Origin of the sequence: Streptococcus sp. CL9.43 (assembly GCF_049737935.1) — a bacterium.
Taxonomy (GTDB): Bacteria; Bacillota; Bacilli; order Lactobacillales; family Streptococcaceae; genus Streptococcus; species Streptococcus infantis_I.
The window spans coordinates 292,171-316,884 of the sequence record NZ_JBKOTS010000002.1 but is presented as its reverse complement, the minus strand read 5'-3'; the positions used below and the strand labels follow the sequence as shown (position 1 = coordinate 316,884).

24 protein-coding genes are annotated in these 24,714 nt (G+C 37.9%); 4 read left to right on the top strand and 20 right to left on the bottom strand.

Annotated elements, in window-relative coordinates; genetic code table 11:
• Positions 1-28: 28 nt before the first annotated feature.
• The 3 genes from udk to ACLNCS_RS04855 form a co-directional block, all read right to left on the bottom strand.
• On the bottom strand, positions 29-667 hold the full coding sequence (gene udk, locus ACLNCS_RS04865; RefSeq protein ID WP_004253618.1) for a uridine kinase: 639 nt from the start codon (positions 665-667) through the stop codon (positions 29-31).
• Between the two features lie 120 nt (positions 668-787).
• Entirely contained in the window at positions 788-2,521 is a 1,734-nt protein-coding gene (gene ptsP / locus ACLNCS_RS04860; RefSeq protein WP_424847518.1) for a phosphoenolpyruvate--protein phosphotransferase, read from the bottom strand.
• Positions 2,522-2,525: 4 nt separating this feature from the next.
• On the bottom strand, positions 2,526-2,789 hold the full coding sequence (locus ACLNCS_RS04855) for a phosphocarrier protein HPr (RefSeq protein WP_000146952.1): 264 nt from the start codon (positions 2,787-2,789) through the stop codon (positions 2,526-2,528).
• A 361-nt stretch (positions 2,790-3,150) separates the two neighbouring features.
• On the opposite strand from ACLNCS_RS04855, the gene nrdH reads away from it, so the two are divergent.
• The 4 genes from nrdH (at position 3,151) to ACLNCS_RS04835 (ending at position 7,596) form a co-directional block, all read left to right on the top strand.
• A complete protein-coding gene (gene nrdH, locus ACLNCS_RS04850) occupies positions 3,151-3,369 on the top strand; it encodes a glutaredoxin-like protein NrdH (protein WP_414261897.1) in 219 nt (72 codons plus the stop codon).
• Between the two features lie 69 nt (positions 3,370-3,438).
• A complete protein-coding gene (gene nrdE, locus ACLNCS_RS04845) occupies positions 3,439-5,598 on the top strand; it encodes a class 1b ribonucleoside-diphosphate reductase subunit alpha (RefSeq protein WP_424847515.1) in 2,160 nt (719 codons plus the stop codon).
• Between the two features lie 137 nt (positions 5,599-5,735).
• The gene (nrdF, locus tag ACLNCS_RS04840) at positions 5,736-6,698 is read left to right on the top strand and encodes a class 1b ribonucleoside-diphosphate reductase subunit beta (protein WP_006152028.1); all 963 of its coding nucleotides are present in this window, start codon (positions 5,736-5,738) and stop codon (positions 6,696-6,698) included.
• 130 nt (positions 6,699-6,828) lie between these two features.
• Positions 6,829-7,596 (top strand): DeoR/GlpR family DNA-binding transcription regulator, encoded by a 768-nt coding sequence (locus ACLNCS_RS04835; protein ID WP_424847513.1) that lies wholly within the window; start codon positions 6,829-6,831, stop codon positions 7,594-7,596.
• A gap of 39 nt (positions 7,597-7,635) precedes the next feature.
• Here the strand turns inward: ACLNCS_RS04835 and lacG are convergent, their stop codons facing one another.
• The 17 genes from lacG to recN all read right to left on the bottom strand — a co-directional run bounded on the left by lacG (position 7,636) and on the right by recN (position 24,713).
• Complete coding sequence (gene lacG / locus ACLNCS_RS04830; RefSeq protein ID WP_424847511.1) at positions 7,636-9,042, bottom strand: 6-phospho-beta-galactosidase; 1,407 nt, start codon at positions 9,040-9,042, stop codon at positions 7,636-7,638.
• A gap of 87 nt (positions 9,043-9,129) precedes the next feature.
• Positions 9,130-10,824, bottom strand: a complete 1,695-nt coding sequence (locus tag ACLNCS_RS04825; RefSeq protein WP_424847509.1) for a lactose-specific PTS transporter subunit EIIC — start codon at positions 10,822-10,824, stop codon at positions 9,130-9,132.
• Positions 10,824-11,141, bottom strand: a complete 318-nt coding sequence (locus ACLNCS_RS04820; protein ID WP_006151126.1) for a PTS lactose/cellobiose transporter subunit IIA — start codon at positions 11,139-11,141, stop codon at positions 10,824-10,826. The genes ACLNCS_RS04825 and ACLNCS_RS04820 overlap by 1 nt, the downstream gene beginning before the upstream one ends.
• A 33-nt stretch (positions 11,142-11,174) precedes the next feature.
• Positions 11,175-12,011, bottom strand: a complete 837-nt coding sequence (locus ACLNCS_RS04815) for a PRD domain-containing protein (protein ID WP_424847506.1) — start codon at positions 12,009-12,011, stop codon at positions 11,175-11,177.
• Between the two features lie 223 nt (positions 12,012-12,234).
• Positions 12,235-13,215 (bottom strand): tagatose-bisphosphate aldolase, encoded by a 981-nt coding sequence (lacD, locus tag ACLNCS_RS04810; RefSeq protein ID WP_424847504.1) that lies wholly within the window; start codon positions 13,213-13,215, stop codon positions 12,235-12,237.
• Between the two features lies 1 nt (position 13,216).
• The gene (locus ACLNCS_RS04805; protein ID WP_281137218.1) at positions 13,217-14,146 is read right to left on the bottom strand and encodes a tagatose-6-phosphate kinase; all 930 of its coding nucleotides are present in this window, start codon (positions 14,144-14,146) and stop codon (positions 13,217-13,219) included.
• Between the two features lie 10 nt (positions 14,147-14,156).
• Positions 14,157-14,672, bottom strand: a complete 516-nt coding sequence (gene lacB / locus ACLNCS_RS04800; RefSeq protein WP_001216925.1) for a galactose-6-phosphate isomerase subunit LacB — start codon at positions 14,670-14,672, stop codon at positions 14,157-14,159.
• 29 nt (positions 14,673-14,701) lie between these two features.
• A complete protein-coding gene (lacA, locus tag ACLNCS_RS04795; RefSeq protein ID WP_006148584.1) occupies positions 14,702-15,127 on the bottom strand; it encodes a galactose-6-phosphate isomerase subunit LacA in 426 nt (141 codons plus the stop codon).
• Between the two features lie 262 nt (positions 15,128-15,389).
• Positions 15,390-16,283 (bottom strand): aldose 1-epimerase family protein, encoded by an 894-nt coding sequence (locus ACLNCS_RS04790; protein WP_424847501.1) that lies wholly within the window; start codon positions 16,281-16,283, stop codon positions 15,390-15,392.
• A 95-nt stretch (positions 16,284-16,378) separates the two neighbouring features.
• Complete coding sequence (locus ACLNCS_RS04785) at positions 16,379-17,854, bottom strand: PTS galactitol transporter subunit IIC (protein ID WP_225750284.1); 1,476 nt, start codon at positions 17,852-17,854, stop codon at positions 16,379-16,381.
• Between the two features lie 44 nt (positions 17,855-17,898).
• Positions 17,899-18,204 (bottom strand): PTS sugar transporter subunit IIB, encoded by a 306-nt coding sequence (locus ACLNCS_RS04780; protein ID WP_006151856.1) that lies wholly within the window; start codon positions 18,202-18,204, stop codon positions 17,899-17,901.
• Positions 18,205-18,245: 41 nt separating this feature from the next.
• Positions 18,246-18,722: a PTS sugar transporter subunit IIA gene (locus ACLNCS_RS04775; protein ID WP_424847498.1), complete on the bottom strand. Its 477-nt coding sequence runs from the start codon at positions 18,720-18,722 to the stop codon at positions 18,246-18,248.
• 187 nt (positions 18,723-18,909) lie between these two features.
• A complete protein-coding gene (locus tag ACLNCS_RS04770; protein ID WP_424847496.1) occupies positions 18,910-19,497 on the bottom strand; it encodes a hypothetical protein in 588 nt (195 codons plus the stop codon).
• A 212-nt stretch (positions 19,498-19,709) separates the two neighbouring features.
• Positions 19,710-20,321: a hypothetical protein gene (locus ACLNCS_RS04765; protein ID WP_424847494.1), complete on the bottom strand. Its 612-nt coding sequence runs from the start codon at positions 20,319-20,321 to the stop codon at positions 19,710-19,712.
• Positions 20,322-20,411: 90 nt separating this feature from the next.
• A complete protein-coding gene (lepA, locus tag ACLNCS_RS04760) occupies positions 20,412-22,235 on the bottom strand; it encodes a translation elongation factor 4 (protein WP_036757546.1) in 1,824 nt (607 codons plus the stop codon).
• A gap of 81 nt (positions 22,236-22,316) precedes the next feature.
• Entirely contained in the window at positions 22,317-23,045 is a 729-nt protein-coding gene (locus ACLNCS_RS04755; RefSeq protein WP_424847491.1) for a metallophosphoesterase family protein, read from the bottom strand.
• Positions 23,046-24,713: a DNA repair protein RecN gene (gene recN, locus ACLNCS_RS04750; RefSeq protein WP_424847489.1), complete on the bottom strand. Its 1,668-nt coding sequence runs from the start codon at positions 24,711-24,713 to the stop codon at positions 23,046-23,048.
• Between the last annotated feature and the right edge of the window lies 1 nt (position 24,714).

Sequence of the window (24,714 nt, the reverse complement as noted above, 5' to 3'; positions counted from 1 at the left end):
TATCTCTTGATACAGTTTTTTATTTCTATTACTGGGCTAAACGAGCTTCTTCTAAAATCTTTTCAATCTTTGTTGTCAGTAAATCAATTGCTACTGTATTTGTCACTCCTTCTGGAATAACGATATCTGCATAACGCTTTGTTGGCTCGATAAATTGATGATACATAGGTTTTACGACTCCAAGGTACTGATCAATAACGCTATCCAAACTACGACCACGCTCTTCCATATCGCGTTTAATACGACGGATGATACGAACATCATCATCAGTGTCCACAAAAATCTTGATATCCATCAAATCACGAAGACGTTTGTCTTCCAAAACCAAGATTCCTTCCACTATAAATACGTCTTGTGGTTCTTGACGATAGGTTTTCGAGCTTCTTGTATGGGCAGCATAATCATAGGTAGGAATATCAACAGGACGTCCTGCCAACAATTCTTTGATTTGCGCAATCATCAAGTCAGTATCAAAAGCAAAAGGATGGTCATAATTAGTCTTTATACGTTCTTCAAAGGTTAGATGAGATTGATCTTTATAGTAGGAATCATGCTCAATCATGGCAATTTTTTCGTTGGGAAAATGCGATAAAATTGCTTTAGAAACACTGGTTTTTCCTCCACCAGATCCCCCTGTTACTCCGATAATGATTGGTCTGTTTTGCATAGTTGCCTCCGTATTTTTCCTTTGTCTATTTTACCATATTTTTAGAAAATTTTACAGGATGACTTTTTAAATTAGAGTACAAAAAACCTTGTAGTTTAGTTCTACAAGGTTTTAATGTCTTTAATCAAAGTTAACGTATTCTTTAGAAAGTTCAAGAACTTCTTCCATTGTTGAACATTCAGTAAGAGCACGGTTAGCGTATTCTTGCATCTTAGCTGTGTCAAGTTTCTTCATCAAGCTACGTGTACGAAGTACTGAAGTAGCTGACATTGAGAACTCATCCAATCCCATTCCGACAAGGAGTGGAACAGCTGTTTGGTCCCCAGCCATCTCACCACACATACCAGCCCATTTACCTTCAGCGTGAGCTGCTTTGATTACGTTGTTAATCAAGCGAAGGATTGATGGATTGTATGGTTGGTAAAGGTATGAAACTTGTTCGTTCATACGGTCAGCAGCCATTGTATATTGAATCAAGTCGTTTGTACCGATTGAGAAGAAATCAACTTCTTTAGCAAATTGGTCAGCAAGCATAGCTGCAGCAGGAATTTCAATCATGATACCAACTTGGATATCATCCGCAACAGCAACACCTTCAGCAACCAATTTTGCTTTTTCTTTTTCAAGAATAGCTTTAGCGGTACGGAACTCTTTCAACAAAGCAACCATTGGGAACATGATACGCAATTTACCGTGAACAGATGCACGAAGCAATGCACGCAATTGTGTACGGAACATTTGGTTACCAGTTTCAGAGATAGAGATACGCAAAGCACGGTAACCCAAGAATGGGTTCATTTCTTTAGGAAGATCGAAGTAAGGAAGTTCTTTATCCCCACCGATATCCATTGTACGAACGACAACAGGTTTACCGTTCATACCTTCAAGAACTGCTTTGTAAGCTTCGTATTGGTCGTCTTCCGTTGGGAAATCTTGAGAATCCATGTACAAGAATTCTGTACGATAAAGACCAACAGCTTCAGCACCATTTTCGTTCACACCTTCAACGTCTTTAGGTGTACCGATATTAGCTGCCAACTCAAAGTGTTTACCATCTGCAGTAACAGTTTTAGCATCTTTCAAAAGAGCCCATTCAGCTTTTTGTTTAGCGTAAGCTTCACCAGCTGCTTTGAATTCTGCAATTTGTTCTTCAGTTGGGTTGATAACGACTTCACCTGAAATACCTGAAACAGCCAAAACGTCACCATCTTTTACAAGTTCAGTGATGTTGTTTGTACCCAATACAGCTGCAATTTCAAGTGTACGAGCCATGATAGCTGAGTGACTTGTACGTCCACCAATGTTTGTTACAAAAGCTTTTACAAAATTTTTGTCCAATTGAGCAGTATCAGACGGAGTCAAGTCATGTGCAATCACAATCACTTCTTCATTGATTGAAGCTGGGTTTGGCAGTTTTTTGCCAAGAAGATTTGCCAAAACACGTTTTGTAACGTCGCGAATATCCGCTGCACGTTCCTGCATGTATGGGTTGTCTTCCATGCCTTCAAAGATTGTGATAAACATGTCTGTAACTTCTTTCAGACCTGCTTCTGCATTTACTTTCTTAGCACGAATTGTTTCTTTAATCTGACCGATTAATTCAGGGTCAGCAAGAACCATCAAGTGAGCGTCAAATACTTGCGCCGCTTCTTCACCAAGCGTACCTACAGCCTTCTCGCGGATAAGAGAAAGCTCGTTTTGAGAAGCTTCAAGAGCAACATCCAAACGAGCCTCTTCTGCATTTGTATCTTCGACTGTAATAGTCTCGAATGATAAATCCGGTTGAACGAGTAGATATGCTTTAGCAACTGCAACACCATCAGATGCTGCGATTCCTTTAAGCATTTCTGTCATATCCTTATGCCAATCCTTCTTTTTCCATTGTTTCTGAGATAGCAGCGATAGCGTCATCAGCGTCTGCACCTTCAGCAGTGATTGTAACGTCAGCACCTTGACCAACACCAAGGCTCATAACACCCATGATAGATTTAAGGTTAACTGATTTACCTTTGTACTCAAGAGTAATATCTGAAGCAAATTTGCTAGCAGTTTGTACCAACAATGTTGCTGGGCGTGCGTGAATACCTGTTTCTGCCACTACGTGGAAATCTTTAGAAGCCATAATTTGACTCTCCTTTAAATGTTTTCTTTTTGAGTTATATCTGATAACCCTTACAATTTGGTATTATATCATCTTCTAGGAATTTTTTCAAGCATTTTATGGGATTTCTTCTTTTTCCTTTCAGATAACTTGCTGAAAATCTTCTATTTTATGTATCAAAATACATCATGTAGTTTTTTATGATTTTAACATTTAGAAAACGCTGTTATTTATGGGTTTTATTTTTTTGCAATCACTATATATTGTGTTTAGATAACTCTCATCTAAAAAAAATCTACAATATTTAGTTTTTCTTCGTTGACAAAGATTTTTTTTCTGATATACTTAAGAAGTAATTAAATTTTGAAAGAGGAGTTACAGAATGGTAACAGTTTATTCTAAAAACAATTGTGTTCAATGTAAAATGACCAAACGATTCTTAGATAGTAACAACATCGTATATCGCGAAATTAATCTTGATGAACAACCTGAATTTATTGAACAAGTTAAAGAGCTAGGCTTCAGCGCTGCTCCTATCATTCAAACACCAACTGAAGTTTTCTCTGGTTTCCAACCAGCAAAACTTAAAGAACTTGCTTAAGTATCAGGATTAAAAGCTTCTATGTCAATCTTAGAAGCCTTTCTTTTGTAATGAATTAAAGGAAATTTTATGGGATTAAAACAACTTGAGGATGTAACTTACTTCCGTCTAAATAATGAAATCAACCGTCCTGTTAATGGACAAATCATGCTCCACAAAGATAAAGAAGCCTTGGACGCTTTCTTTAAAGAAAATGTTGTACCAAATTCTATGGTTTTTGATTCTATCACTGATAAAATCGATTACCTTATTAAACAAGATTATATCGAAACAGCGTTTATCAAGAAATATCGTCCAGAATTCTTAGAAGAGCTTTACCAATTTATTAAGGATCAAAACTTCCAATTCAAGTCTTTCATGGCAGCATACAAGTTTTACAATCAATATGCCTTGAAAACTAATGACGGAGAGTACTATCTTGAGAGCATGGAAGACCGTGTCTTCTTTAACGCTCTTTACTTTGCTGATGGTGATGAAGCTATCGCAATTGATATTGCCAATGAAATCATCCACCAGCGTTACCAGCCAGCTACACCTTCTTTCTTGAATGCAGGCCGTGCACGTCGTGGTGAATTGGTATCCTGTTTCTTGATTCAGGTAACAGATGATATGAACTCTATTGGACGTTCTATCAACTCAGCTCTTCAACTTTCACGTATCGGTGGTGGTGTCGGAATTTCCCTCAGCAACCTTCGTGAAGCTGGAGCACCTATCAAAGGGTATGAAGGGGCTGCTTCTGGTGTCGTACCAGTTATGAAGCTTTTCGAAGATAGCTTCTCTTACTCTAACCAACTAGGTCAACGTCAAGGGGCTGGGGTTGTTTACCTTAACGTCTTCCACCCAGACATTATTGCTTTCCTTTCTACTAAGAAAGAAAATGCTGATGAAAAAATTCGTGTCAAGACTCTTTCACTTGGTGTTGTGGTACCAGATAAATTCTACGAATTAGCACGTAAGAATGAGGAAATGTACCTTTTCAGCCCATACTCTGTAGAAAAAGAGTATGGCGTACCTTTCAACTATATCGATATCACAGAAAAATACGATGAGTTGGTAGCAAATCCAAACATCCGTAAGACAAAAATTAAGGCCCGTGATTTGGAAACAGAAATTTCTAAATTGCAACAAGAATCTGGCTATCCTTACGTAGTAAATATTGATACAGCTAACCGCGCAAACCCTGTCGATGGTAAGATTATCATGAGTAACTTGTGTTCAGAAATTCTTCAAGTCCAAGAGCCAAGTCTTATCAACGATGCGCAAGAATTCCTTCAAATGGGTACTGATGTTTCATGTAACCTTGGTTCAACAAACGTTGTAAATATGATGACATCACCTGACTTTGGACGTTCTATTCGTGCAATGGTTCGCGCTTTGACCTTTGTAACAGATAGCTCTCACATCGTTGCTGTTCCAACTATTGACCACGGAAATAGCCAAGCTCATACATTTGGACTTGGTGCCATGGGGCTTCACAGCTATCTTGCTCAGCAATTAATCGAATATGGATCTCCTGAGTCTGTTGAATTTACAAGCATCTACTTTATGCTTTTGAATTACTGGACTTTGGTAGAATCAAACAATATTGCGCGTGAACGTGGCATTACCTTCCACAACTTTGAGAAGTCAGACTATGCAAATGGTACTTATTTCGATAAGTATACGTCTGGTCAATTTGTTCCAAAATCTGATCGTGTTAAAGAACTCTTTGAAGGAATCTTTATCCCGTCTGCAGCTGATTGGGCTGAACTTCGTGATAAAGTTAAAGCAGATGGACTTTACCATCAAAACCGTCTTGCTGTAGCGCCGAATGGTTCTATCAGCTACATCAATGACGTGTCTGCTTCTATCCACCCGATTACTCAACGTATTGAAGAACGTCAAGAGAAGAAAATTGGTAAGATTTACTATCCTGCTGCAGGACTATCAACTGAAACTATTCCTTACTACACTTCTGCCTATGACATGGATATGCGTAGAGTTATCGATGTCTATGCTGCTGCAACTGAGCACGTAGACCAAGGACTTTCACTCACTCTCTTCATGCGTAGTGATATCCCAACAGGTCTTTACGAATGGAAGAAAGAGAACAAACAAACAACACGTGACCTATCTATCCTTCGTAACTACGCCTTTAACAAGGGCATTAAGTCTATCTACTACGTTCGTACCTACACAGATGACGGCGGTGAAGTTGGTGCTAACCAATGTGAAAGCTGTGTGATTTAAAACCTCACTAAAATCTTGTTTACAAAGATAAGGTAACATCAAAAAGTCGGAGTACCGACTTTTTGTGCGGTAACCCAATCACACAAGGCTAGAACATTCATCACTATTTTAATAAAATCAAAAGAAAGAGATTTGTAATGGAAACTTACTACAAAGCCATTAACTGGAATGCCATCGAAGATGTCATCGATAAATCAACATGGGAAAAACTAACAGAACAATTTTGGTTGGATACACGTATTCCTTTATCTAATGACTTAGATGACTGGAGAAAGTTATCAAATCAAGAAAAAGACTTGGTAGGAAAAGTCTTTGGCGGTTTGACACTTTTGGATACCATGCAGTCTGAAACAGGGGTTCAAGCGTTACGTGCAGATATCCGTACACCACATGAGGAAGCTGTGTTTAACAACATCCAATTCATGGAATCTGTCCACGCTAAATCTTATTCTTCTATTTTCTCAACCTTGAATACCAAGACTGAGATTGAAGAAATCTTTGAATGGACTGATACAAACCCATATCTTCAGAAAAAGGCACAAATCATCAATGAGATTTACCTTAACGGAACACCACTTGAAAAGAAAGTAGCTAGTGTATTCCTTGAAACCTTCCTCTTCTACTCTGGTTTCTTCACTCCACTCTACTATCTAGGAAATAACAAGTTGGCAAACGTTGCTGAAATCATCAAACTCATCATTCGAGACGAGTCAGTTCACGGAACATATATTGGTTATAAATTCCAACTTGGTTTCAACGAATTACCAGAAGAAGAGCAAGAAAAATTAAAAGATTGGATGTACGACCTTCTTTACACACTTTATGAAAATGAGGAAGGTTATACAGAGAGTTTATATGATGGTGTTGGTTGGACTGAAGAAGTCAAAACATTCCTTCGCTACAACGCCAATAAAGCTCTTATGAATCTAGGACAAGATCCTCTCTTCCCTGACTCAGCTGACGATGTAAACCCAATTGTTATGAATGGAATTTCAACTGGTACATCCAACCACGACTTCTTCTCTCAAGTTGGTAACGGATATCTACTTGGTGAAGTTGAAGCTATGCAGGACGATGATTATAACTACGGATTAGACTAATAAAAAATTATAAAAACATCTGAGTTAAAAACAAACACAGATGTTTTTTGTTTTTGTTTATTTTTGTTTTGTTTAAGTTGCTTAGATGTTTAAAATGTGATAAAATGATATTGGATATGGGGGTGATTCAATGCTAAAACAAGAAAAACTAGATGTGATTTTAGAGATTGTCAGTACAAGAGGAACCATCACAGTCAAAGAAATAATGAATCGTTTAGATATTTCTGATATGACTGCTCGACGTTATCTGCAAGAGTTAGCTGACAAGGACCTACTTGTTCGAGTGCATGGAGGCGCTGAAAAACTTCGCTCTGGTTCTCTATTAGCAAATGAACGCTCGAATATCGAAAAACAAGGTCTTCAGATTGCTGAAAAACAAGAAATCGCAAAATTTGCTGGTCATTTAGTCGAAGAAAGAGAAACGATTTTTATCGGTCCAGGTACTACTCTTGAGTTCTTTGCGCGTGAACTTCCAATAGATAATATTCGTGTAGTAACAAATAGCCTTCCTGTTTTCATTATTTTGAATGAACGAAAACTGACTGATTTAATTTTGATTGGTGGAAATTATCGAGAAATCACCGGTGCCTTTGTCGGAACCTTAACGCTCCAAGATATCGAAAGTCTTCAATACTCTAAAGCTTTTGTTAGTTGCAATGGTATAAAAGATCATGCTATCGCTACTTTTAGCGAAGATGAAGGCGAAGTCCAAAAGCTAGCATTAAATAATTCTAATAAAAAGATTCTTCTTGCTGACCACAGTAAATTTAATAAGTTTGATTTTTATACTTTCTATAACATTGCTGATATTGATACAATTATTTCAGATTCAAAACTTAGCCAAGAAACCCTAAAAACTTTGTCTAAACAAACAAAAATTATTAAATCGACACCTTAAAAAGTCTCACCATTGGTGAGACTTTTTTTATCGTTAAATCTACTCAATAAGGCCTGTTTCAGCTACTTTCTTATACCAATGAGCTGATTTCTTAGGATAACGTTCTTGTGTATCGAAATCAACATAGAAAAGTCCGTAACGTTTTTCATAACCATTAGACCATGAGAAAACGTCCATCAATGACCAGATGAAGTATCCTTTGACGTTTGCACCATCTGCAATCGCATCAGACAATACTTCCAAGTGTTGTTTCACATAATCAATACGGCCATCATCGTAAACCGTATTGTCCACAAACTCATCTTTGTATCCAAGTCCGTTTTCTGTGATATAGATTTTCTTGTAGTTTGGATAGTCTTTCTTGACGCGCATGATTTGGTCATACAAACCTTGAGGATAAATAATCCAGTCCCAGTCAGTGCGAGGTACATAGTCAGGAGCTACACGACGACCAACACCTTTAATTTGGTACTTAGAGCTTCCTTTTTCCCCTTTACCGTTGTGGATGATTTCAGTTTCACCATCAAATGCTTCCATCCAATCACTCATGTAGTAGTTAATTCCAAGGAAATCATTTAGGTCTTTAGCTGCTTCAAGTGCCACAAAGTCTTCGTCTCGAAGATCCAACTCACCACCATTAACGGATAAGATGTGATTTACCCCTTCCATGGTTGCATCTGAATAGTGACCAAGGTAAGTAGCATCCAAGATAAATTTGTTGTGGATGATATCTTCCAACTCAGCAGCCCGAACGTCTGCAGGATTTTTAGGATCCAATGGATATTTAGTTGGAAGGGCGTGAACAACCCCGATTTCACCTTTGTAGCCTTTGTCTTTGTACAATTTCACTGCACGTGCGTGAGAAACCATCATATTATGGTGAGATTGGAAGACTTTGGCAAGGTCATACTGAATCCCTGGAGGGAATTTTCCTACTAAGTATTGACCATCTCCGATTGGGCCAATTTCATTGAAGGTTGTCCAGTAGTTGACTTCTGGGAATTCTTCAAAACAGAAGGCTGCATAATCTACGAAGTGTTCGATATTTTCACGATTCAAGAAGTCTCCGTTTGAGTGAAGAGCTTCAGGAGTATCAAAGTGGTGAAGAGTTACGAATGGTTCTACATGACGTTTATGACATTCTGCAAATAACTTATGATAGAATTCTACCCCTTTTGGATTTACTTCACCATAGCCAGTTGGGAAAATACGTGACCAAGCAATAGAAATACGAATACCATTGACGCCATATTCTTCAGCCAACTGTAAGTCTACTGGATATTTATGGTAGAAATCACTTGCTGGTTCTGCTGTATACCAATAGTTATCAGCTAAGTATTTGTCCCAAGCAACTGGTCCTTTTCCGTCAGTATGGGTAGCTCCTTCTGCTTGATAGGCAGCAGTTGCCCCACCAAAAATAAAATCTTTAGGAAGTGTTTTTGTCATTTTTTCACCTATTTCTTGATTTGATAAAATGAAAAGTGAGGGGAGAGGAGTTAGTGAGCCATCCATCTCCATCTCACTTTTTAGTTCTTATTCTTCAAATTGCGCCTGAACGAATGCGAGAGCACCTTTTCCATCACGTGTTAACTTGATGTACTGTGCACCTTCTGTCTTAGCAAGTTTGATACCTAATTTATCAGTTTCAGCTTTCATATCTTCGAAGTTGGAAGCAACCTGAGGCGCCAAGATAACAAGGTCAAATTCTGGCAACATTTCACGGTGGGCTCCATAACCACCTGCTGCAGCTTTAACTGGAACTTTATACTCTTCTGCGGCTTTATTCAAAGCATTGGCAAGAAGACCACTTGTTCCTCCACCCGCACAAAGAACGAGGACGTTTGTTTCTTCAGTAATTGTATTTTGTGCTGAATCTACTCCAGCTTTTTCAAGAATAGCATCTGCTTTTGCAGTGTTAAAGTTTGCAGCTACTTTTTCTTTTAATTCATCATTAGCTTTACCTGAACGTTCTTCTTCAAGAATTTGTTCATCATAAACCTTGAGGAATGGATAGTAGATAACAATATCTACTACAATTAACAATGCTGCAAGAGCGAATGATAAGAACTGGAAGTTTGTACCAAGAACAATACCAAGAGGTCCTGGTGTAGTCCATGGAAGGTTGGCAGTAAATGAGTTCATGCCAAGTGTTTCAATAAAGAACTTAAAGATCCATACGTTTGCAATTGGTGCAAAGATGAATGGGATAAAGAAGATTGGGTTCAAAACAAGCGGTGCACCAAACAAGATTGGTTCGTTTACACCGAAGAATGTAGGAACTACTGAAGCACGTCCAATAGCACGATTTCGTTTTGATTTACATAACCACATAAACATGAACGGAACAACAAGAGTTGCACCAGTACCACCCATAGTGACGATAAACATTTGTGTACCAGATGTAAGGATCTTATCAGCGTGCATACCTTGTTGAAGAAGGTTTAAGTTGACTTCGGCATTTGCATAAGTAATCGCTGCAATCGCAGGCTCAACGATAGATGGGCCGTGAATACCAATAAACCAGAAGAATGCAAAGGCACCGAAAATAATCGTAATACCAACATAACCGTCTGCTGCTGAGAATAGAGGCGCAAAGAATTTACCGATTGATTCTGCTACACTTGCACCAACAAAATGACGAGCAAGTAAGTCAAGACCGTAAAGGGAAACGACAGAAAGCGTAAATGGAATAACATCTTTAAAGACCTGTGAGATATTTGGTGGAACTTCGTCAGGCATTCGAATAGTAACATTATTCTTCACACAAACCTTATAGATTGCTACAGTCACAAAGGCTGCTAGAAAAGCTGAAAGCAAACCTTTTGTTCCGAGGAAACCTGTTGCAAAGCCTCCTTCAATTGGGTCAGCTGCCAACATCAATAACCCAACAATAGCAGCTAATAGAGTTGACATATAGTTGATTTGGTTAGTTTTTTCCATGCTACGGTTAACAGAGTCTGTTAAAGATTTAGCAGTTGTACCAGCAACCAAAAGTGCGAGAATACCCATTGAATAGCTATAAGGTTTCATCAATAGTGCCACTACATCATCTGACCACTGGAATCCCCATGAATTAGGCACAAAGGCAATCAAGATAAAAATACTTGAGAATAGAATGACTGGCATTCCTGCGATAAATCCATCACGAATAGCACGAAGATAGATATTACGAGATAGTTTTTCAAAGAAAGGTTTTCCTTTCTCGATAAAGGCAATTAACTTATTCATTATTTAGCTCCTCTTTTATAAAGTTCAATTAAATGATGCATCAAATCTTTTAGCAAGATTGTTGTCATCAGGTGATCTTGGCCATGCATCATGGTCACGCTATAGGCTAAATCCTCACCAGCAGCTTCCTTAGTCAATAGACTTGTTTGCGCGTGGTGGGCCTCTGCAATACAGCTACCAGCTTCCTCTACCAGAGCGTCCGCTTTTGCAAAATCACCAGCTTCAGCAGCCTTCAAGGCTTCCAATAGTTTTGAACGAGCATCGCCAGCATAGGCAACAATCTCAAAACCTAGCAATGTTACTTCTTCTCTATTCATGATAGACTTCTCCTTATATAGTTTTTAGTAATATTATGTCAATAAACGTTGAATATGTAGAACAAGGTAAACTCGTTCACTCTTATAAAGGTCAACACCCGTTTCCCGTGCAATAACTTCATAAATTTTACTACCAATCTCGAATGCTTCTGGATAGGTGTTTTTTATATGTTCTTCCATATCGAGCAAGGATTGATTATCATCGCGACTACGATCAAGGTAATCCAAGAAATAATTTAGATGAATCATAAAACGATCGTAGAAATTATTATTTTCTTGGGTTCTTTGAATGTTATAGCTCCTGAGAAGACTCTCAACCTTCTTTATGATTTCCTTTCTCTTATCAATAGCTTCTGCAACTTCAACCTCATTCTCACCCTCGGCATTAATAAAGTGGTAGGCTATTCTTTTTATTTCATCCTTTGGTAAATTACCAGATAGTTTACTATTATAGATTTCAAAAGACTCTTGAGCTATTTGAAAAGCAATAGGATACTCCTTTGAAATATCAGGTAAATTACTATCCTTATAACGCCCTTGGCTAATCGCTTGATAAGAACAATAGATATGGTCTGTCAAGGTTACGTAGAGGTACTCTTGAACAGGATATTGGTATTTTTTTGAAAGATTATCGATAATTTCATAAGTAACGGTAATAAAGTCTAACGGAACATCCTTGAGTAAAGTCATAAAATTTTCTCGAGATTCTTCAGTCTTCATCCGAAAGACTTTTTCAACCTGATCCTCAGAAATCAAATCTCCCTTCTTCTTACCAAACGAAATACCCTTACCGACTACGATCAACTCCTCTCCCTTGCTATTTCGCACAAGAGAAACATTGTTATTCATTGGATTTAATATCCGATACATGTCGACCTCCTTGTTCTGTCATTTAAGAGCTAGAGTATAAAAAATGACCACAAATGACCCTGAAAATAAATTTCTGAGTCATCTGTGATCATGCCTAATATTACTTAGTAACACTCACTCTTATTAACTTGTGATTTCAGTATATCACAAGATTTTGTTTTTGTAAACCTTTTCATCTAACTTTTTTTAAAATTAGTAGATTTAAAAGACAGATATAGGGAGTTTATACACGTTCAGTCCATGAAGTTGCTGTTTTTTGAAGTACTTTATTGAGTTCATCAATGTTTTCAAAACCAGTTGTACGAAGCCATTCGCGAGCTGCCGCTTCACCATCTTTGATGTAAGCTTCAACTGATCCAGCCCATGTTGCACGTCCACAAAGAACACCATTGAAGTTTGCACCTGATTCGTGGGCAAATACAAGAGTTTCTTGGAAGAGCTTAGCTGATACACCTGCACTCAAGTAAATGTATGGCAAGTTAGTAGCTTCGTCTTGAGCTTTAAAGAAGGCCGCTGCTTCTTCACGTGTATGAACGATTTCGCCATCGCCAAATCCTTCAACGTATTTCACGTTAACTGGAACTTCCACTTTTAAAACATCAATGTTAAAGCGTGGGTCTGAGAAGACTTTCATAGCACCAATAACTTTGTGTGGTTTTACTTTAGCGTATTCAGCAGAACCTGCATCAGCAATCTTTTCATCGTAAGCCAAGATTTCAAGGAAGAATGGAATATCTTCAGCTACACACTCAGAACCAATACGTTCAATGTAGGCCTGTTTTTGTTGGTTGAGTTCGTCAGAGCTATCTACGTCATAGTAAAGCAAGAACTTAACAGCATCTGCACCTTGTTCTTTGATACGTTTTGCAGACCAAATGTCCAAGCAGTCTGGCAAGCGTTTTGTACTTGTTGTATCGTATCCTGTTTTTTCATAAGCAAGGAGAAGACCAGCATTTGGATCAAGAGCTTTTGTAGCTGGAAGTCCGTACTCAGGGTCAAGTAGCATAGATGAAGCATATTTAGTCAATTCATCTGCTACTAATACTTTAAGTTCTTCCATTTGAGCAACTGTTGGCTCTTCTGTTTGGTATTGAGCCATGAGACGTTTCAAAGCACCACGTTGGTCAAAAGCAAGAGCTGAGATGATACCATTTTCATCAGAGAGTTTTTGCATACAAGCGCGTTTATTTTCTGTTAAAACCATTTTATACCTCTTTTACAATTAATTGGTCATAGAGACCTTGATAGTTAGCCATATTGACATGACCGGTCATTTTTTCTTGAGCATTAAGCATACCAAGGACATTTGCCTTGATCAGCAGTTCTTGATCCGTTTCTTTATGGAAAAGACCTGAAGCAATACCTGCCACTGTAGAATCGCCAGAACCGACTGGATTTACTACTTGAATTCTTGGAATATCTACTTTGTAGAAAGTGTTACCGTGTTTAGCAAAGGCACCATTAGCACCTAAGGAAACGATAATCCACTCGATTCCATCAAATAGTGGTTCTTGAAGGACTTCTTTTAATTCATCCAAGTCTTTAGAAATTTCTCTTCCTAAAAGTTGAGATAATTCTTCATTATTGGGTTTGATAACTGTTGGCTTATGTGGAGATTCAAGAACCGCCTGAAGTGAAGCTCCTGAACAGTCCAATACAACAGGTTTCCCAGCATGATTCGCAAGTTCAACCAGACTAGCATAATATTCCACTGGAAGTCCTGCTGGTAGACTACCTGAAATGGCCACTACCTCTACAGTCTCTAAAAGTTCTTTGAAATGAGCCAAGAAATCTTGACCTTCTTTTTCTTGAACTTCAGGACCTTTTTCTAGGATTTCTGTTTGGTTTTCTCCATGTAGAATTGCGATACAGTTACGGGTTTCACCTTGAATAGAGAAGAAACGTTTGCTAACTTTATCATCAATATTTTCTACTAAAAAATCACCAAGTTTACCACCGACAAGTCCTGTTGCGACTACGGAGTCACCATATTCGGATAGGACACGAGTAACGTTAAGACCTTTACCACCAGCAGTTTTAGTGACATCCACCACACGGTTGACAGTGTCAATTTTCAGTTCATCCAAAGGATAGGAAATATCAATGGATGGGTTCATTGTGACTGTTAAAATCATAAGTCACCTCTTAGTCGTGGTATTCACCGCGATCCCATTTTTCAAGGAACTCTGTAAAGAAGTTGGCATCAGTTTGATGATCGTTATGAGTTTCAACGTGTTGGATTTTAGCAATCAATTTTTTGTTTTCTTCTGATGGTTTGTATTCAGCGTTGATGAAAGCTTCAATGATATCACACATGAGCAATTCACCAGTGATTTTACCACCAAATCCGATTACGTTGGCATTCAATTGTTCTTTTGCATATAGAGCTGTTGTCATATCGCGAACCAAAGCAGAACGAACACCAGGAACCTTGTTAACAGCATTATTGATACCTACACCAGTACCACAGATACATACACCAAGATCAGCTTGGCCACTAACTACTGCTTCACCAACTTTTTTACCAAAGATTGGATAGTGGGTACGAGCGTGGTCATAAGTACCAAAGTCGATGACTTCATGTCCTTTAGATTTCAAAAATTCTGAAACCGCCATTTTTTCATTTGTTACGATGTGGTCACATCCGATTGCAATTCTCATTTTATCTTACCTTTCTTTCAATATAAAAATTAGCACATTTTGTTCAACATGTCGACCCTGATTTGGTGACGACCGCCGTCGTATTTACCATTTACAAAGCCTTTAGCAATGTTTTTAGCTAATTCATCACCAACAAGTTGAGCACCCATCGTAATCATACGTGAGTTGTTGTGACCGCGAGTCATATAAGCTGAACGTTCATCAGATACTTCTGCAGCAACCATTCCTTTGATTTTAGTAGCAACCATAAACGGACCTGCACCATAAGCATCAATGACGATACCAAGGTTTTGTTCTTCTTTCTTGACTTCTTCCGCAACTGCTAGAGTTACATCAACAAAGTCTTGACCTTCTGCTGTAACATCCACTACGTGGAAGTTTTCTTTTTCCAAGAAGTCTTTTACAACTTCTTTCAATCTTAAACCTGCAGCATCTGCACCAATAACAATAGCCATATTGTATACTCCTTTTTTATAATAGACCAGTAAAACTTTCTGATTCTAGCCTAAAAGAGACCTTTCTCAAATAGTTACTAGTAGTTTTGTTGACAATAATTTAAATTAAGAACAAATATCTTATTCGTTTCTTAATAAGCTTTCTTCAGAGAAAAGCCAGAACAGTAATCTTGTTAAAATAAACACAAATTGTTCTTTATAAACATAATATACTACGATTAGTTGGAAAAGTCAACAATTTATGTTTGTTTTTGTTTATTTTTTATAAAATCTCGATATCAAATCCAACCTGATCAAAATCACTAGGTTTTATAATTTTAACATCTTTCTTATCTTCCAGTCTATCTCCTTCTTCTATTGAAGTAGACAAACCTGACCATGGTTCCAAGGCAATAAAAGGCCCTTTATTAAGAGTTGACCATACTATTAAATTTGGAAACTCTTTAAAATCTAGTTTCAAACCTTTATCATGTTTTCGTGAACGTAAAGCTACTGTGCGAGATTCCAACTCATCTAATGTCACAGCATCATAGCTAAAGAAGTCATAATTCAAGTCTATTTCTTTTTGATTATTTAACCAAGAACTTCTATCTTTGAAATCCAACATTCCTGTTTCTGGGAAAGGTTTTGGAACTGTACATGTTTCTGGCTTTTCAAATTCAAGATAGTAATCTTCATATACCTCGTCATCTAGTAAAGGACAGTTAAAACCAGGATGCCCGCCGATAAAATATGGCATACTCTTTTCTGATTCTTTATTATAGATTTTATACTGAGTACGTATGGTTTTCCCAGTCACTGTATAAGTAATTTCTAAACGAAAATGATAAGGGTAATTTGCATACATTTCTTCATCATCTTCAATAGCGAATGTAACAGAATTATCTGTTTGTTCTACTAATGTAAATTCTTTTTTTCTTACTAGACCATGTCGAGGAATTTTTCCTTCTTTTTGACTACCATCTTCCTTATCATAAAGAACCGTATCATTTCTTACTGAACCACATATTGGGAATAATACGGGTGCTTGCCCCCTCCAATAAGTTGGATCCCCCTGCCACAAATACTCTACGCCTTCCTTGTCCTTTATAGAAGAAAGGGCGCCTCCAAGTGTTTGAAACTCAACACATAATTGATCTGATTTTAATACAATCATAAGTCTTATCTCCAATTTTCTAAAAAAACTAGGCTGACCGCTCCATAGTGGAAACTGACAACCTAGTTTTTACAATTTACATTTTTAGGAGCAAATTATTTTGCGTTTGCAGCGTATTCTTCGTTACGTTTGATCATTTGTTTTCTGTACCATGCAAAGATACCAACGTAGAATACAAGGAATACTACTGCACCAAGGATAGCTTTGATATCACCAGTTGTAGCGTTACCGATTGCCCAACCAAATAGTTTTTCGATTGGTCCTTCAAGAGTTGAGTGAGTAATCAATTGTGATTGGTTCACACCTTCTGGGAAGGCACCTACACCTTTAGCAAGTTCAGTTGCGAATGGTGCGATAAGTGTACCTGAAAGAAGGAAGAGTGGCAACAAGAGAGTTCCGAAGATAATCATACGGAGCAATTTACCACGAGTAACTACCAAGAGAGCTGGAGTCACACCCATAGCGATGATACCAGCAAGTGGCAAGATACCATTTCCGACATTTGAAAGAAGCACTGCTTCAACCAACATGATTGGTGCAAGTACGTTAGCACAAGCCCAGATTTCAGCACGACCAGCGATAAATGGCCAGTCAAGACCGATGTTGAATTTACGTCCTTGAAGACGTTTAGTAGCAACGTTTGTAATACCTTGTGAAAGTGGTTCTACGGCTGCGATGAACCATGAACCGATCAATGAGAAGAGCTCCAAGCAGACACCGGCAGTCAAACCAAGTGACAACCAACCTTTAATAACAAGTTCCCATGAAGATGCATCTTCTACTCCTGCAACTGGATGTGGAGTTCCCATCAAACCGATAACGATACCAAGGATGAAACCGATGAAGAATTTAGATCCCCAGAAACCGATTCTCTTGTTAAGTTTAGCAGCGTCAAAGTCGTATTTATCAAGACCTGGGAAGAATTTATCAAAAATCTTATCCAAAACCATGATAACTGGGTTCATCATGTAGTTCATATGAGTTGAAGTCATTGGTGATGAACTTGGTGCGTTAAGAAGGTCATCAAATGTTGGTTTCATCAAGTCAGAGTTGATAATTTTAAGAACCCCAACAAGAACAACTGCTGCAGTCGCGATGAAGAGTGAAACTCCTTGGCTAACTCCATTGTTGTCAGCGTACCATTTGATCAAAAGACCTGTGATAGACAAGTGCCAGATATCGAAGATATCAACGTCAAGTGTATCAGTTTTCTTCATTGCAAGCATCACAACGTTGACAATCAACATGATGAGCAAGAAGTAAAGTGTCCAAGCAGAACCCCAAGTGATTGTAGCAAGCGGAGCCCAACCAACGTCGGTGATGTTCAATTGAATACCAGTATTTTCAACGAATTTTGCAAGTGAAGCTGAGAAAGCTCCGTTAAGCATTCCGATGATAGCACCGATACCAGTAAGTGCGATGGCAAGTTTGATACCGCCTTCAAGTGCTTTGGAGAATTTTACTCCGAAAAGCAAGGCCAATACTGTCAAAATGATCAGCATGATGATTGGGCCACCCATAGCCAAGATAGGTTTAAAGATATCGTTGGCTAGATTGATAATGAAATCCATAATTTTTCCTCCCTTTATTTTTATGGAATATTACAAAATAATAATTAACTTAATCCGTGTTCTTTGATTGCTGCTTCAATATTGTCATAAACTGGAGCGCTCATTGCTGGAATACGGAACAAGATTGGTCCAGCTTCAACTACTGGGATACCAGGGTCAAAACCTAAGTCAGTTGCAGCAATTGGTGTGAAGATATCATAACCTTTAATCAAGTCTTCATTGACATCTTTTACCATAACTGCGTCACACTGTACATCGTAACCACGGCTTGAGAGCTCTTCTTCTAGAGCGCTTTTAATTTGGTGGCTTGAGTTGACACCTGCACCACATGCAGCAAGAATTTTAATCATTTGGATTTCCTCCGTTTTTTATTTACTATTAATTTATGAATTTAAGCAGTTGCTTCTGAGATATACTGGAACAAAGCTTCTGGTTCTGTAATCTTAGAAAGTGCTTCTAGATGACCATTACCTGTAAAGAAGTCCATCAATTGAGCAAGAATATTTGTTTGACTCGAACTTGAATTATTGATGATAAAGAAGAGTAATGATACTTCTACTTTCTTGTCAGGAGCAATCATGTTGTGGAACGTTACTGGTTTCGCTAAGCGAACCACAACAACGTTTTCAGTTAAATTATGAATCGTGTCTGTGTGAGGGATTGCTACATTCGGCAAGTCCTTACCAAGAAATTCCATATCTAAACCTGTTGGGAACATTTTTTCACGTTCAATCAATGCCGATCGATAGGTATCCGTAACAACTTTCTTATCTTCCAATAGGGTTGCAACTTGATCAAAGAGTTGCTCTTGATTATCTGCTTCTAAACAAAAAACTAAGTCTTTGCTGAAGAAATGATCTAATCCCATGACCTTCTCCCTTCATATTTAACTTTTATGATACAAGTATAACACTATATGAAACCGTTGTCAATATTTTTTGTTGTATTTTGTTTGATTTTTATTTTTTTTGTTTGATTTTAAACAGTTTGATTTTATACATATTCTTTAAAGGTTGAAAATAAATAAAAAACAGGATAAATATCCTGTTTTAGTTTTAATTCTTTTTCACTGTCCAGCTTTCTTCTACTATCGGAGTAATTTCGTTTACGATTTCTAAATTACCTTCAAGAGTAACTAATCTAATCATACTATCATCCGACTTAAATAACCAAATAACTACTTTTCTACTATTATTATTATAATCTGCATAAATTTTGACGGCATCATAGCCCCCAATATTTCCCTTATCAGTTCTAACATTTGTAAATCTAGGATTTTCTTTTATCTTTTGTTCAAAATTGGTCTGCAAATTAGTGAGATCTTTTCCGTCTGCATTTATACTTTTAACTGAAATAGCATTCTTGTCAGTACCATCACTGTACATAAAATCAACATTATTCCCACCAGCATCACTTTGAACCCAAGATTTAGGTACTTTCAAGTATCCATAATCATCTGATCCAATCCATTGTGTATCTTTAGTTGGAACGGTTGTTGTAGCTTCTGATGTTTCCTGACTAGTAGTTTCCTGAACAATTGTGGTAGTTTCAGCTGTTACATCTTTTTTACCAGTATTTGTATTACAAGCAGCAAGAGTGATACCACAAAGCAAAAGTGTAGATAAAGTTATCAATTTTTTCATGATAATTCTCCTTTCACTACTATTCTAAAGCAAGAAGAACAAAGTGTCAAATATATTCTGTAAACTAGCAGTATTATCAAAAATACAATAAATCTACTATTATATTTACTTAAACTCATTCTTTTTTTTCATTGCAAAAAGTTCTAATCAGGAAATCTTTTTGATATCCTAAATAAAACTGGATAAAAAAAGAGCAGGAAAAATCCTGCCTTTTAAGCCTTTTTATTAGTCCAACTTTGTTCAATTAATGGAAGCATATCCTTCAACACTTCAGGTGTTCCTTCTAGAGAAACGTATCTAAACTTACCATCGTCTGATTTAAAGATCCAGATCACTAGATATTTACCATTTTTAGCAATACAGTTTACGACATAGGCGTCATAACCACCAATTTTTGACTTAGATCCCCAAACTTTAGAGAAATCCTTGCTTTGTTGTTTAGTTTGATAAACACTAGTAGAGACTTGAACAGCATCAAGAGCAGCATATTCACTTTCACTAACACCTAGATGCTCTGGTTTAAAAGTATTTAGGGTTACGATATTGATGTCCGTTCCATCACAGTACTGAATATCATCACCACCCTCAACTTCTGTAAAATGAATCCATGATTTTGGAACTTTTACGTAGCCATAAGCATCTGACCCAATTACCTGGGTATCTTCAATCGTTGATTCGGCTACAGTTGTTGTTTCTTGGGCTGTAGTAGTTTCTTGAACTGTTGTTGCTTCTGAGGCTACTTCTTTTTTAGATTTTGAAGTATTACAGGCAGCGAGGCAAAAGCAACACACTAAAAGTGTAGATAAGCTTACGATTTTTTTCATGATCCTTCTCCTTTCACTTCTATTCTAATGAAAGAAAAGATAAGTGTCAAAAGATAACTGTGATTAATTCAAAAGAATAATAGAAATTAATTATTCTTCATCCATGCTCAAGACACTGAGGAAAGCTTCTTGAGGTACTTCTACTGAACCGATAGCTTTCATCCGTTTCTTACCAGCTTTTTGTTTTTCAAGGAGTTTACGTTTACGTGAAACATCTCCTCCATAACACTTGGCAAGAACGTTCTTACGAAGAGCTTTGATATCTGTACGAGCAACAATCTTGTGTCCAATAGCCGCTTGGATTGGAACCTCAAACTGTTGACGTGGAATAATTTTCTTAAGCTTATCAACAATGAGTTTCCCACGTTCATAAGCAAAGTCCTTGTGAACGATAAAGCTGAGTGCATCCACCTTGTCTCCATTGAGAAGGATATCCATTTTAACCAGCTTAGATGGGCGATACTCAGACAGTTCATAGTCAAAGCTTGCGTAGCCACGTGTTGAAGATTTGAGCTTGTCAAAGAAATCAAAGACAATTTCAGCAAGTGGAATTTGATAGATAACATTGACACGATTATCATCGATATAGTCCATCGTCACAAAGTCACCACGTTTGCGCTGAGCTAGTTCCATAACAGCTCCTACAAATTCCTGTGGTACCATGATTTGTGCTTTAACATAAGGTTCTTCAATAGTTGCAATTTTAGTAGGATCAGGAAATTCGGATGGATTCGATACATCCATAGACTCGCCATCAGTCTGATTGACCTTGTATATAACGGATGGTGCAGTCATGATCAAATCAATGTTGAACTCACGTTCCAAACGTTCCTGAATAACATCCATATGAAGGAGACCCAAGAATCCACAACGGAAACCAAAACCAAGAGCTTGCGATGTTTCGGGTTCAAACTGAAGACTAGCATCGTTCAACTGCAATTTTTCAAGGGCTTCACGAAGGTCATTGTATTTATTTGACTCGATTGGATAAAGACCTGCGAAAACCATCGGATTCATCTGCTTGTATCCAGATAGGGGTTCTGAAGCAGGGTTTGCCGCCAAGGTAACTGTATCACCGACACGAGTGTCTTGAACAGTCTTGATAGATGCTGCAATATAACCAACGTCACCTGTCGCAAGGAAGTCACGTCCTACTGCTTTGGGTGTGAATATTCCGACCTCAGTAACATCAAAGGTTTTACCGTTGCTCATGAGCTGAATCTTATCACCTGGCTTAACAACTCCATCCATGACACGAACTTGGAGGATAACGCCACGATAAGCATCGTAAACTGAGTCAAAAATCAAAGCTTTTAATGGTGCTGATACATCACCAGTTGGTGCTGGAACTTTTTCTACAATTTGCTCTAAAATATCTTCAATTCCAATCCCAGCTTTTGCTGAAGCTAATACAGCCTCACTAGCATCCAGTCCAATGACATCTTCAATTTCTGTACGCACGCGCTCTGGATCTGCAGCAGGCAAGTCAATCTTGTTAATAACTGGAAGGATCTCCAAATCATTATCTAAAGCAAGGTAAACGTTAGCTAATGTTTGAGCCTCAATCCCTTGGGCGGCATCAACGACCAAAATGGCGCCCTCACAGGCAGCTAGAGAACGTGATACCTCATAAGTGAAGTCCACGTGTCCTGGTGTGTCAATCAGGTGGAAAATATAGGTCTCGCCGTCTTTGGCAGTATAATTAAGCTCGATGGCATTCAGTTTGATAGTAATCCCACGCTCTCTCTCTAGGTCCATACTATCAAGAAGCTGAGCTTGCATTTCACGACTAGAAACCGTCTCTGTAGCCTCTAAAATACGGTCCGCCAATGTTGACTTCCCATGGTCAATATGAGCGATAATGGAAAAGTTTCGGATCTTCTCCTGACGTTTTTTCAATTCTTCTAAATTCAAGATTCTCTTCCTTTCAGGGTATCTATTAATTATAAATTGTTTTTATGTTTTTGACAAGACCATAATACCCTGTAGAGAGTATTAATCTTCAGCAACAAAGCCGTCATTTTCGATGAAATAGTGGTCTGTCATACCTTTGTCAGTAAAGACAATTCCATGAAGGACACCACCATAGACAGCTCCTCCATCCATTCCAATTTTTCCATCTTCTGTCATCCAAAGTTCTGCAGTTCCTGGTTTTTGTTCCAAAAGTCCATAGACTGGTGTATGCCCAAAGACAATTGTTTTCCCTGTATGATTAACTGCTTCGTGGAATGGTTTTCTGAGCCAGACTTTCTTGTAATCTGTAGTTTCATGCCAATCTTCCAAGGTTAGATCAATTCCAGCATGAACAAAGATATACTTATCCGTTTCAATCACAAAAGGCATCTGACGGATAAATTCTACTAAGTCTGCTGTTTCAGTTTCTACACGTTTAGCATCTGCTACTCCATCGACTGGTGCATCTAATGGGCGACCTAAAATAGAATTAATGGTTGTATCCCCACCATTACGACGATAGTGATCATAGCTTTCTTCAGGATTATCCAACCAAGTTAAAAACATGTACTCGTGATTTCCTGAAATGCAAATCGCTCCTTGATTTTCCACCAAGTCCTTGACCATTTCAAGAACACGACGACTATCTTCTCCTCTATCAATCAAATCTCCAAGAAAGAGTAATTGAGTTTTGCCATCCCATGTTTTAAGAAGATCTTCAAGCATTCCTGCTTTTCCGTGAACATCTCCAATTACATAATAGTCTGTCATTTATTTCTCCTTACTTTGCAACAATTCTCTCGCTTGACTAAGTGCAGCTTCAGTAACATTCTCACCAGCCAACATTTTAGCAACTTCTTCCACCCTTTCTTCAACTGTCAACAAGCGAACTGTTGAAACAGTTGAATAGTCATTACTTATCTTTTCAATAAAGAACTGATAATCTGCAATCGCAATGACTTGAGGAAGATGAGATATAGCTAATACTTGACCATTCTGACCAATTTTATGAATCTTTTGAGCGATTGCTTGAGCTACACGACCTGAAACTCCTGTGTCCACTTCATCGAATACAATACTGGTCTTACCTTCCTTACGAGAAAAAGCAGACTTAATCGCCAACATGAGGCGAGACAACTCTCCTCCAGAAGCTACTTTGACCAATGGTTTAAAAGCTTCTCCAGGGTTGGTGGAGATGTAAAATTCAACACTCTCATTCCCTTCACGACTGAATTTTCCTTTAGTAAACTGAACTTGAAATCGAGCCTTATCCATATAAAGGTCTTTAAGCTCTTGCTGAATCTCAATTTCTAATTGTTGAGCTAAGTTATGTCGAGCAGATGCAAGCTTAGTTGCTAAGTCAACTAGACTTACTTCCAATTTTTTGAGTTCTGCTTCCATATCATCTGAAGATAAATTATTGCCAGTCAAAAGGTTGTATTCTTCTGTGATTTTAGCAAAGTACATCAAGACATCGTCAACATTCCCACCGTACTTACGTGTAATAGAGTGAATGAGATCTAAACGGCTTTCAATCTGCATTAGACGATTACCGTCGAAATCAAGACTTTCAATAATATCCTCTAAACGTTTAGTAACATCTTCTAGAACATAGTAGGATTCAGATAGAGAGGACGATATTTCACGGTACTCTGCATCATACTCTTCTAAACTTTCCATATCATTCATAGCTGAACGCACGTTAGCTAGACTTGAAAATTCTTCATTATCTAACATTGTATAAGCATTAGTCAACGTGTCAGCAATATTTTTATGATTTAAAAGTTTATCTCGTTCTTGGTTTAGTTTGAGGTCTTCACCTGGCTGTAAGGACGCAGATTCAATTTCAGCCATTTGAAATTCCAACATTTCAATACGAGCCTTGTGCTCTTCTTGATTTTTCTTAATCTCAAGAAGTTGCTTGCGCATTTTACGATAAGCATCAAAGTTTGTCTGATAGGCTTGCTTCAGTTCCAGAAAATCTGCATCACCAAACCCATCAAGCATCTGAATGTGCAATTGGGGACGCATTAACTCTTCTTGATCATGTTGGCCATGGATATCAACAAGATACTGTCCAATTGAGCGAAGAACAGATAGATTAACCATCTGTCCATTGACACGACTAACACTACGCCCGTTTTGTAAAATTTCACGACGGATGATGATTTCATCACCTAACTCTATTCCTTGCTCATCAAAAATCATTTGCAAAGCATGACTGTTTTCAACCGAGAAAAGACCTTCGATTTCAGCCTTAGGAGCACCATGACGAATAACGTCCGTTGTAGCTCTTGCTCCCAGCATCATATTCATAGCATCGATGATGATAGACTTCCCAGCACCGGTTTCCCCAGTCAGAACTGTCATTCCCTTCTCAAAATTAAGTGAAATAGCCTCAATGATGGCAAAGTTTTTAATTGAAATTTCAAGTAACATA

Excerpts from the sequence above, each read along its gene's own strand:
- ACLNCS_RS04825 (WP_424847509.1), bottom strand. The coding sequence starts at position 10,824 with ATGAATAAGTTAATTGCCTTTATCGAGAAAGGAAAACCTTTCTTTGAA.
- nrdF (WP_006152028.1), top strand. The coding sequence starts at position 5,736 with ATGGAAACTTACTACAAAGCCATTAACTGGAATGCCATCGAAGATGTC.
- ACLNCS_RS04765 (WP_424847494.1), bottom strand. The coding sequence starts at position 20,321 with ATGAAAAAAATCGTAAGCTTATCTACACTTTTAGTGTGTTGCTTTTGC.
- ACLNCS_RS04785 (WP_225750284.1), bottom strand. The coding sequence starts at position 17,854 with ATGGATTTCATTATCAATCTAGCCAACGATATCTTTAAACCTATCTTG.
- lacD (WP_424847504.1), bottom strand. The coding sequence starts at position 13,215 with ATGGTTTTAACAGAAAATAAACGCGCTTGTATGCAAAAACTCTCTGAT.
- udk (WP_004253618.1), bottom strand. The coding sequence starts at position 667 with ATGCAAAACAGACCAATCATTATCGGAGTAACAGGGGGATCTGGTGGA.
- ptsP (WP_424847518.1), bottom strand. The coding sequence starts at position 2,521 with ATGACAGAAATGCTTAAAGGAATCGCAGCATCTGATGGTGTTGCAGTT.
- ACLNCS_RS04805 (WP_281137218.1), bottom strand. The coding sequence starts at position 14,146 with ATGATTTTAACAGTCACAATGAACCCATCCATTGATATTTCCTATCCT.
- lacB (WP_001216925.1), bottom strand. The coding sequence starts at position 14,672 with ATGAGAATTGCAATCGGATGTGACCACATCGTAACAAATGAAAAAATG.
- recN (WP_424847489.1), bottom strand. The coding sequence starts at position 24,713 with ATGTTACTTGAAATTTCAATTAAAAACTTTGCCATCATTGAGGCTATT.
- ACLNCS_RS04755 (WP_424847491.1), bottom strand. The coding sequence starts at position 23,045 with ATGACAGACTATTATGTAATTGGAGATGTTCACGGAAAAGCAGGAATG.
- ACLNCS_RS04775 (WP_424847498.1), bottom strand. The coding sequence starts at position 18,722 with ATGGGATTAGATCATTTCTTCAGCAAAGACTTAGTTTTTTGTTTAGAA.
- ACLNCS_RS04790 (WP_424847501.1), bottom strand. The coding sequence starts at position 16,283 with ATGATTGTATTAAAATCAGATCAATTATGTGTTGAGTTTCAAACACTT.
- ACLNCS_RS04770 (WP_424847496.1), bottom strand. The coding sequence starts at position 19,497 with ATGAAAAAATTGATAACTTTATCTACACTTTTGCTTTGTGGTATCACT.
- ACLNCS_RS04835 (WP_424847513.1), top strand. The coding sequence starts at position 6,829 with ATGCTAAAACAAGAAAAACTAGATGTGATTTTAGAGATTGTCAGTACA.
- ACLNCS_RS04820 (WP_006151126.1), bottom strand. The coding sequence starts at position 11,141 with ATGAATAGAGAAGAAGTAACATTGCTAGGTTTTGAGATTGTTGCCTAT.
- lacG (WP_424847511.1), bottom strand. The coding sequence starts at position 9,042 with ATGACAAAAACACTTCCTAAAGATTTTATTTTTGGTGGGGCAACTGCT.
- nrdE (WP_424847515.1), top strand. The coding sequence starts at position 3,439 with ATGGGATTAAAACAACTTGAGGATGTAACTTACTTCCGTCTAAATAAT.
- lacA (WP_006148584.1), bottom strand. The coding sequence starts at position 15,127 with ATGGCTATTGTTATTGGTGCAGATGCTGCAGGTTTAAGATTGAAAGAA.
- ACLNCS_RS04780 (WP_006151856.1), bottom strand. The coding sequence starts at position 18,204 with ATGATTAAAATTCTTGCTGCATGTGGTGCAGGTGTCAACTCAAGCCAC.
- ACLNCS_RS04815 (WP_424847506.1), bottom strand. The coding sequence starts at position 12,011 with ATGTATCGGATATTAAATCCAATGAATAACAATGTTTCTCTTGTGCGA.
- ACLNCS_RS04855 (WP_000146952.1), bottom strand. The coding sequence starts at position 2,789 with ATGGCTTCTAAAGATTTCCACGTAGTGGCAGAAACAGGTATTCACGCA.
- nrdH (WP_414261897.1), top strand. The coding sequence starts at position 3,151 with ATGGTAACAGTTTATTCTAAAAACAATTGTGTTCAATGTAAAATGACC.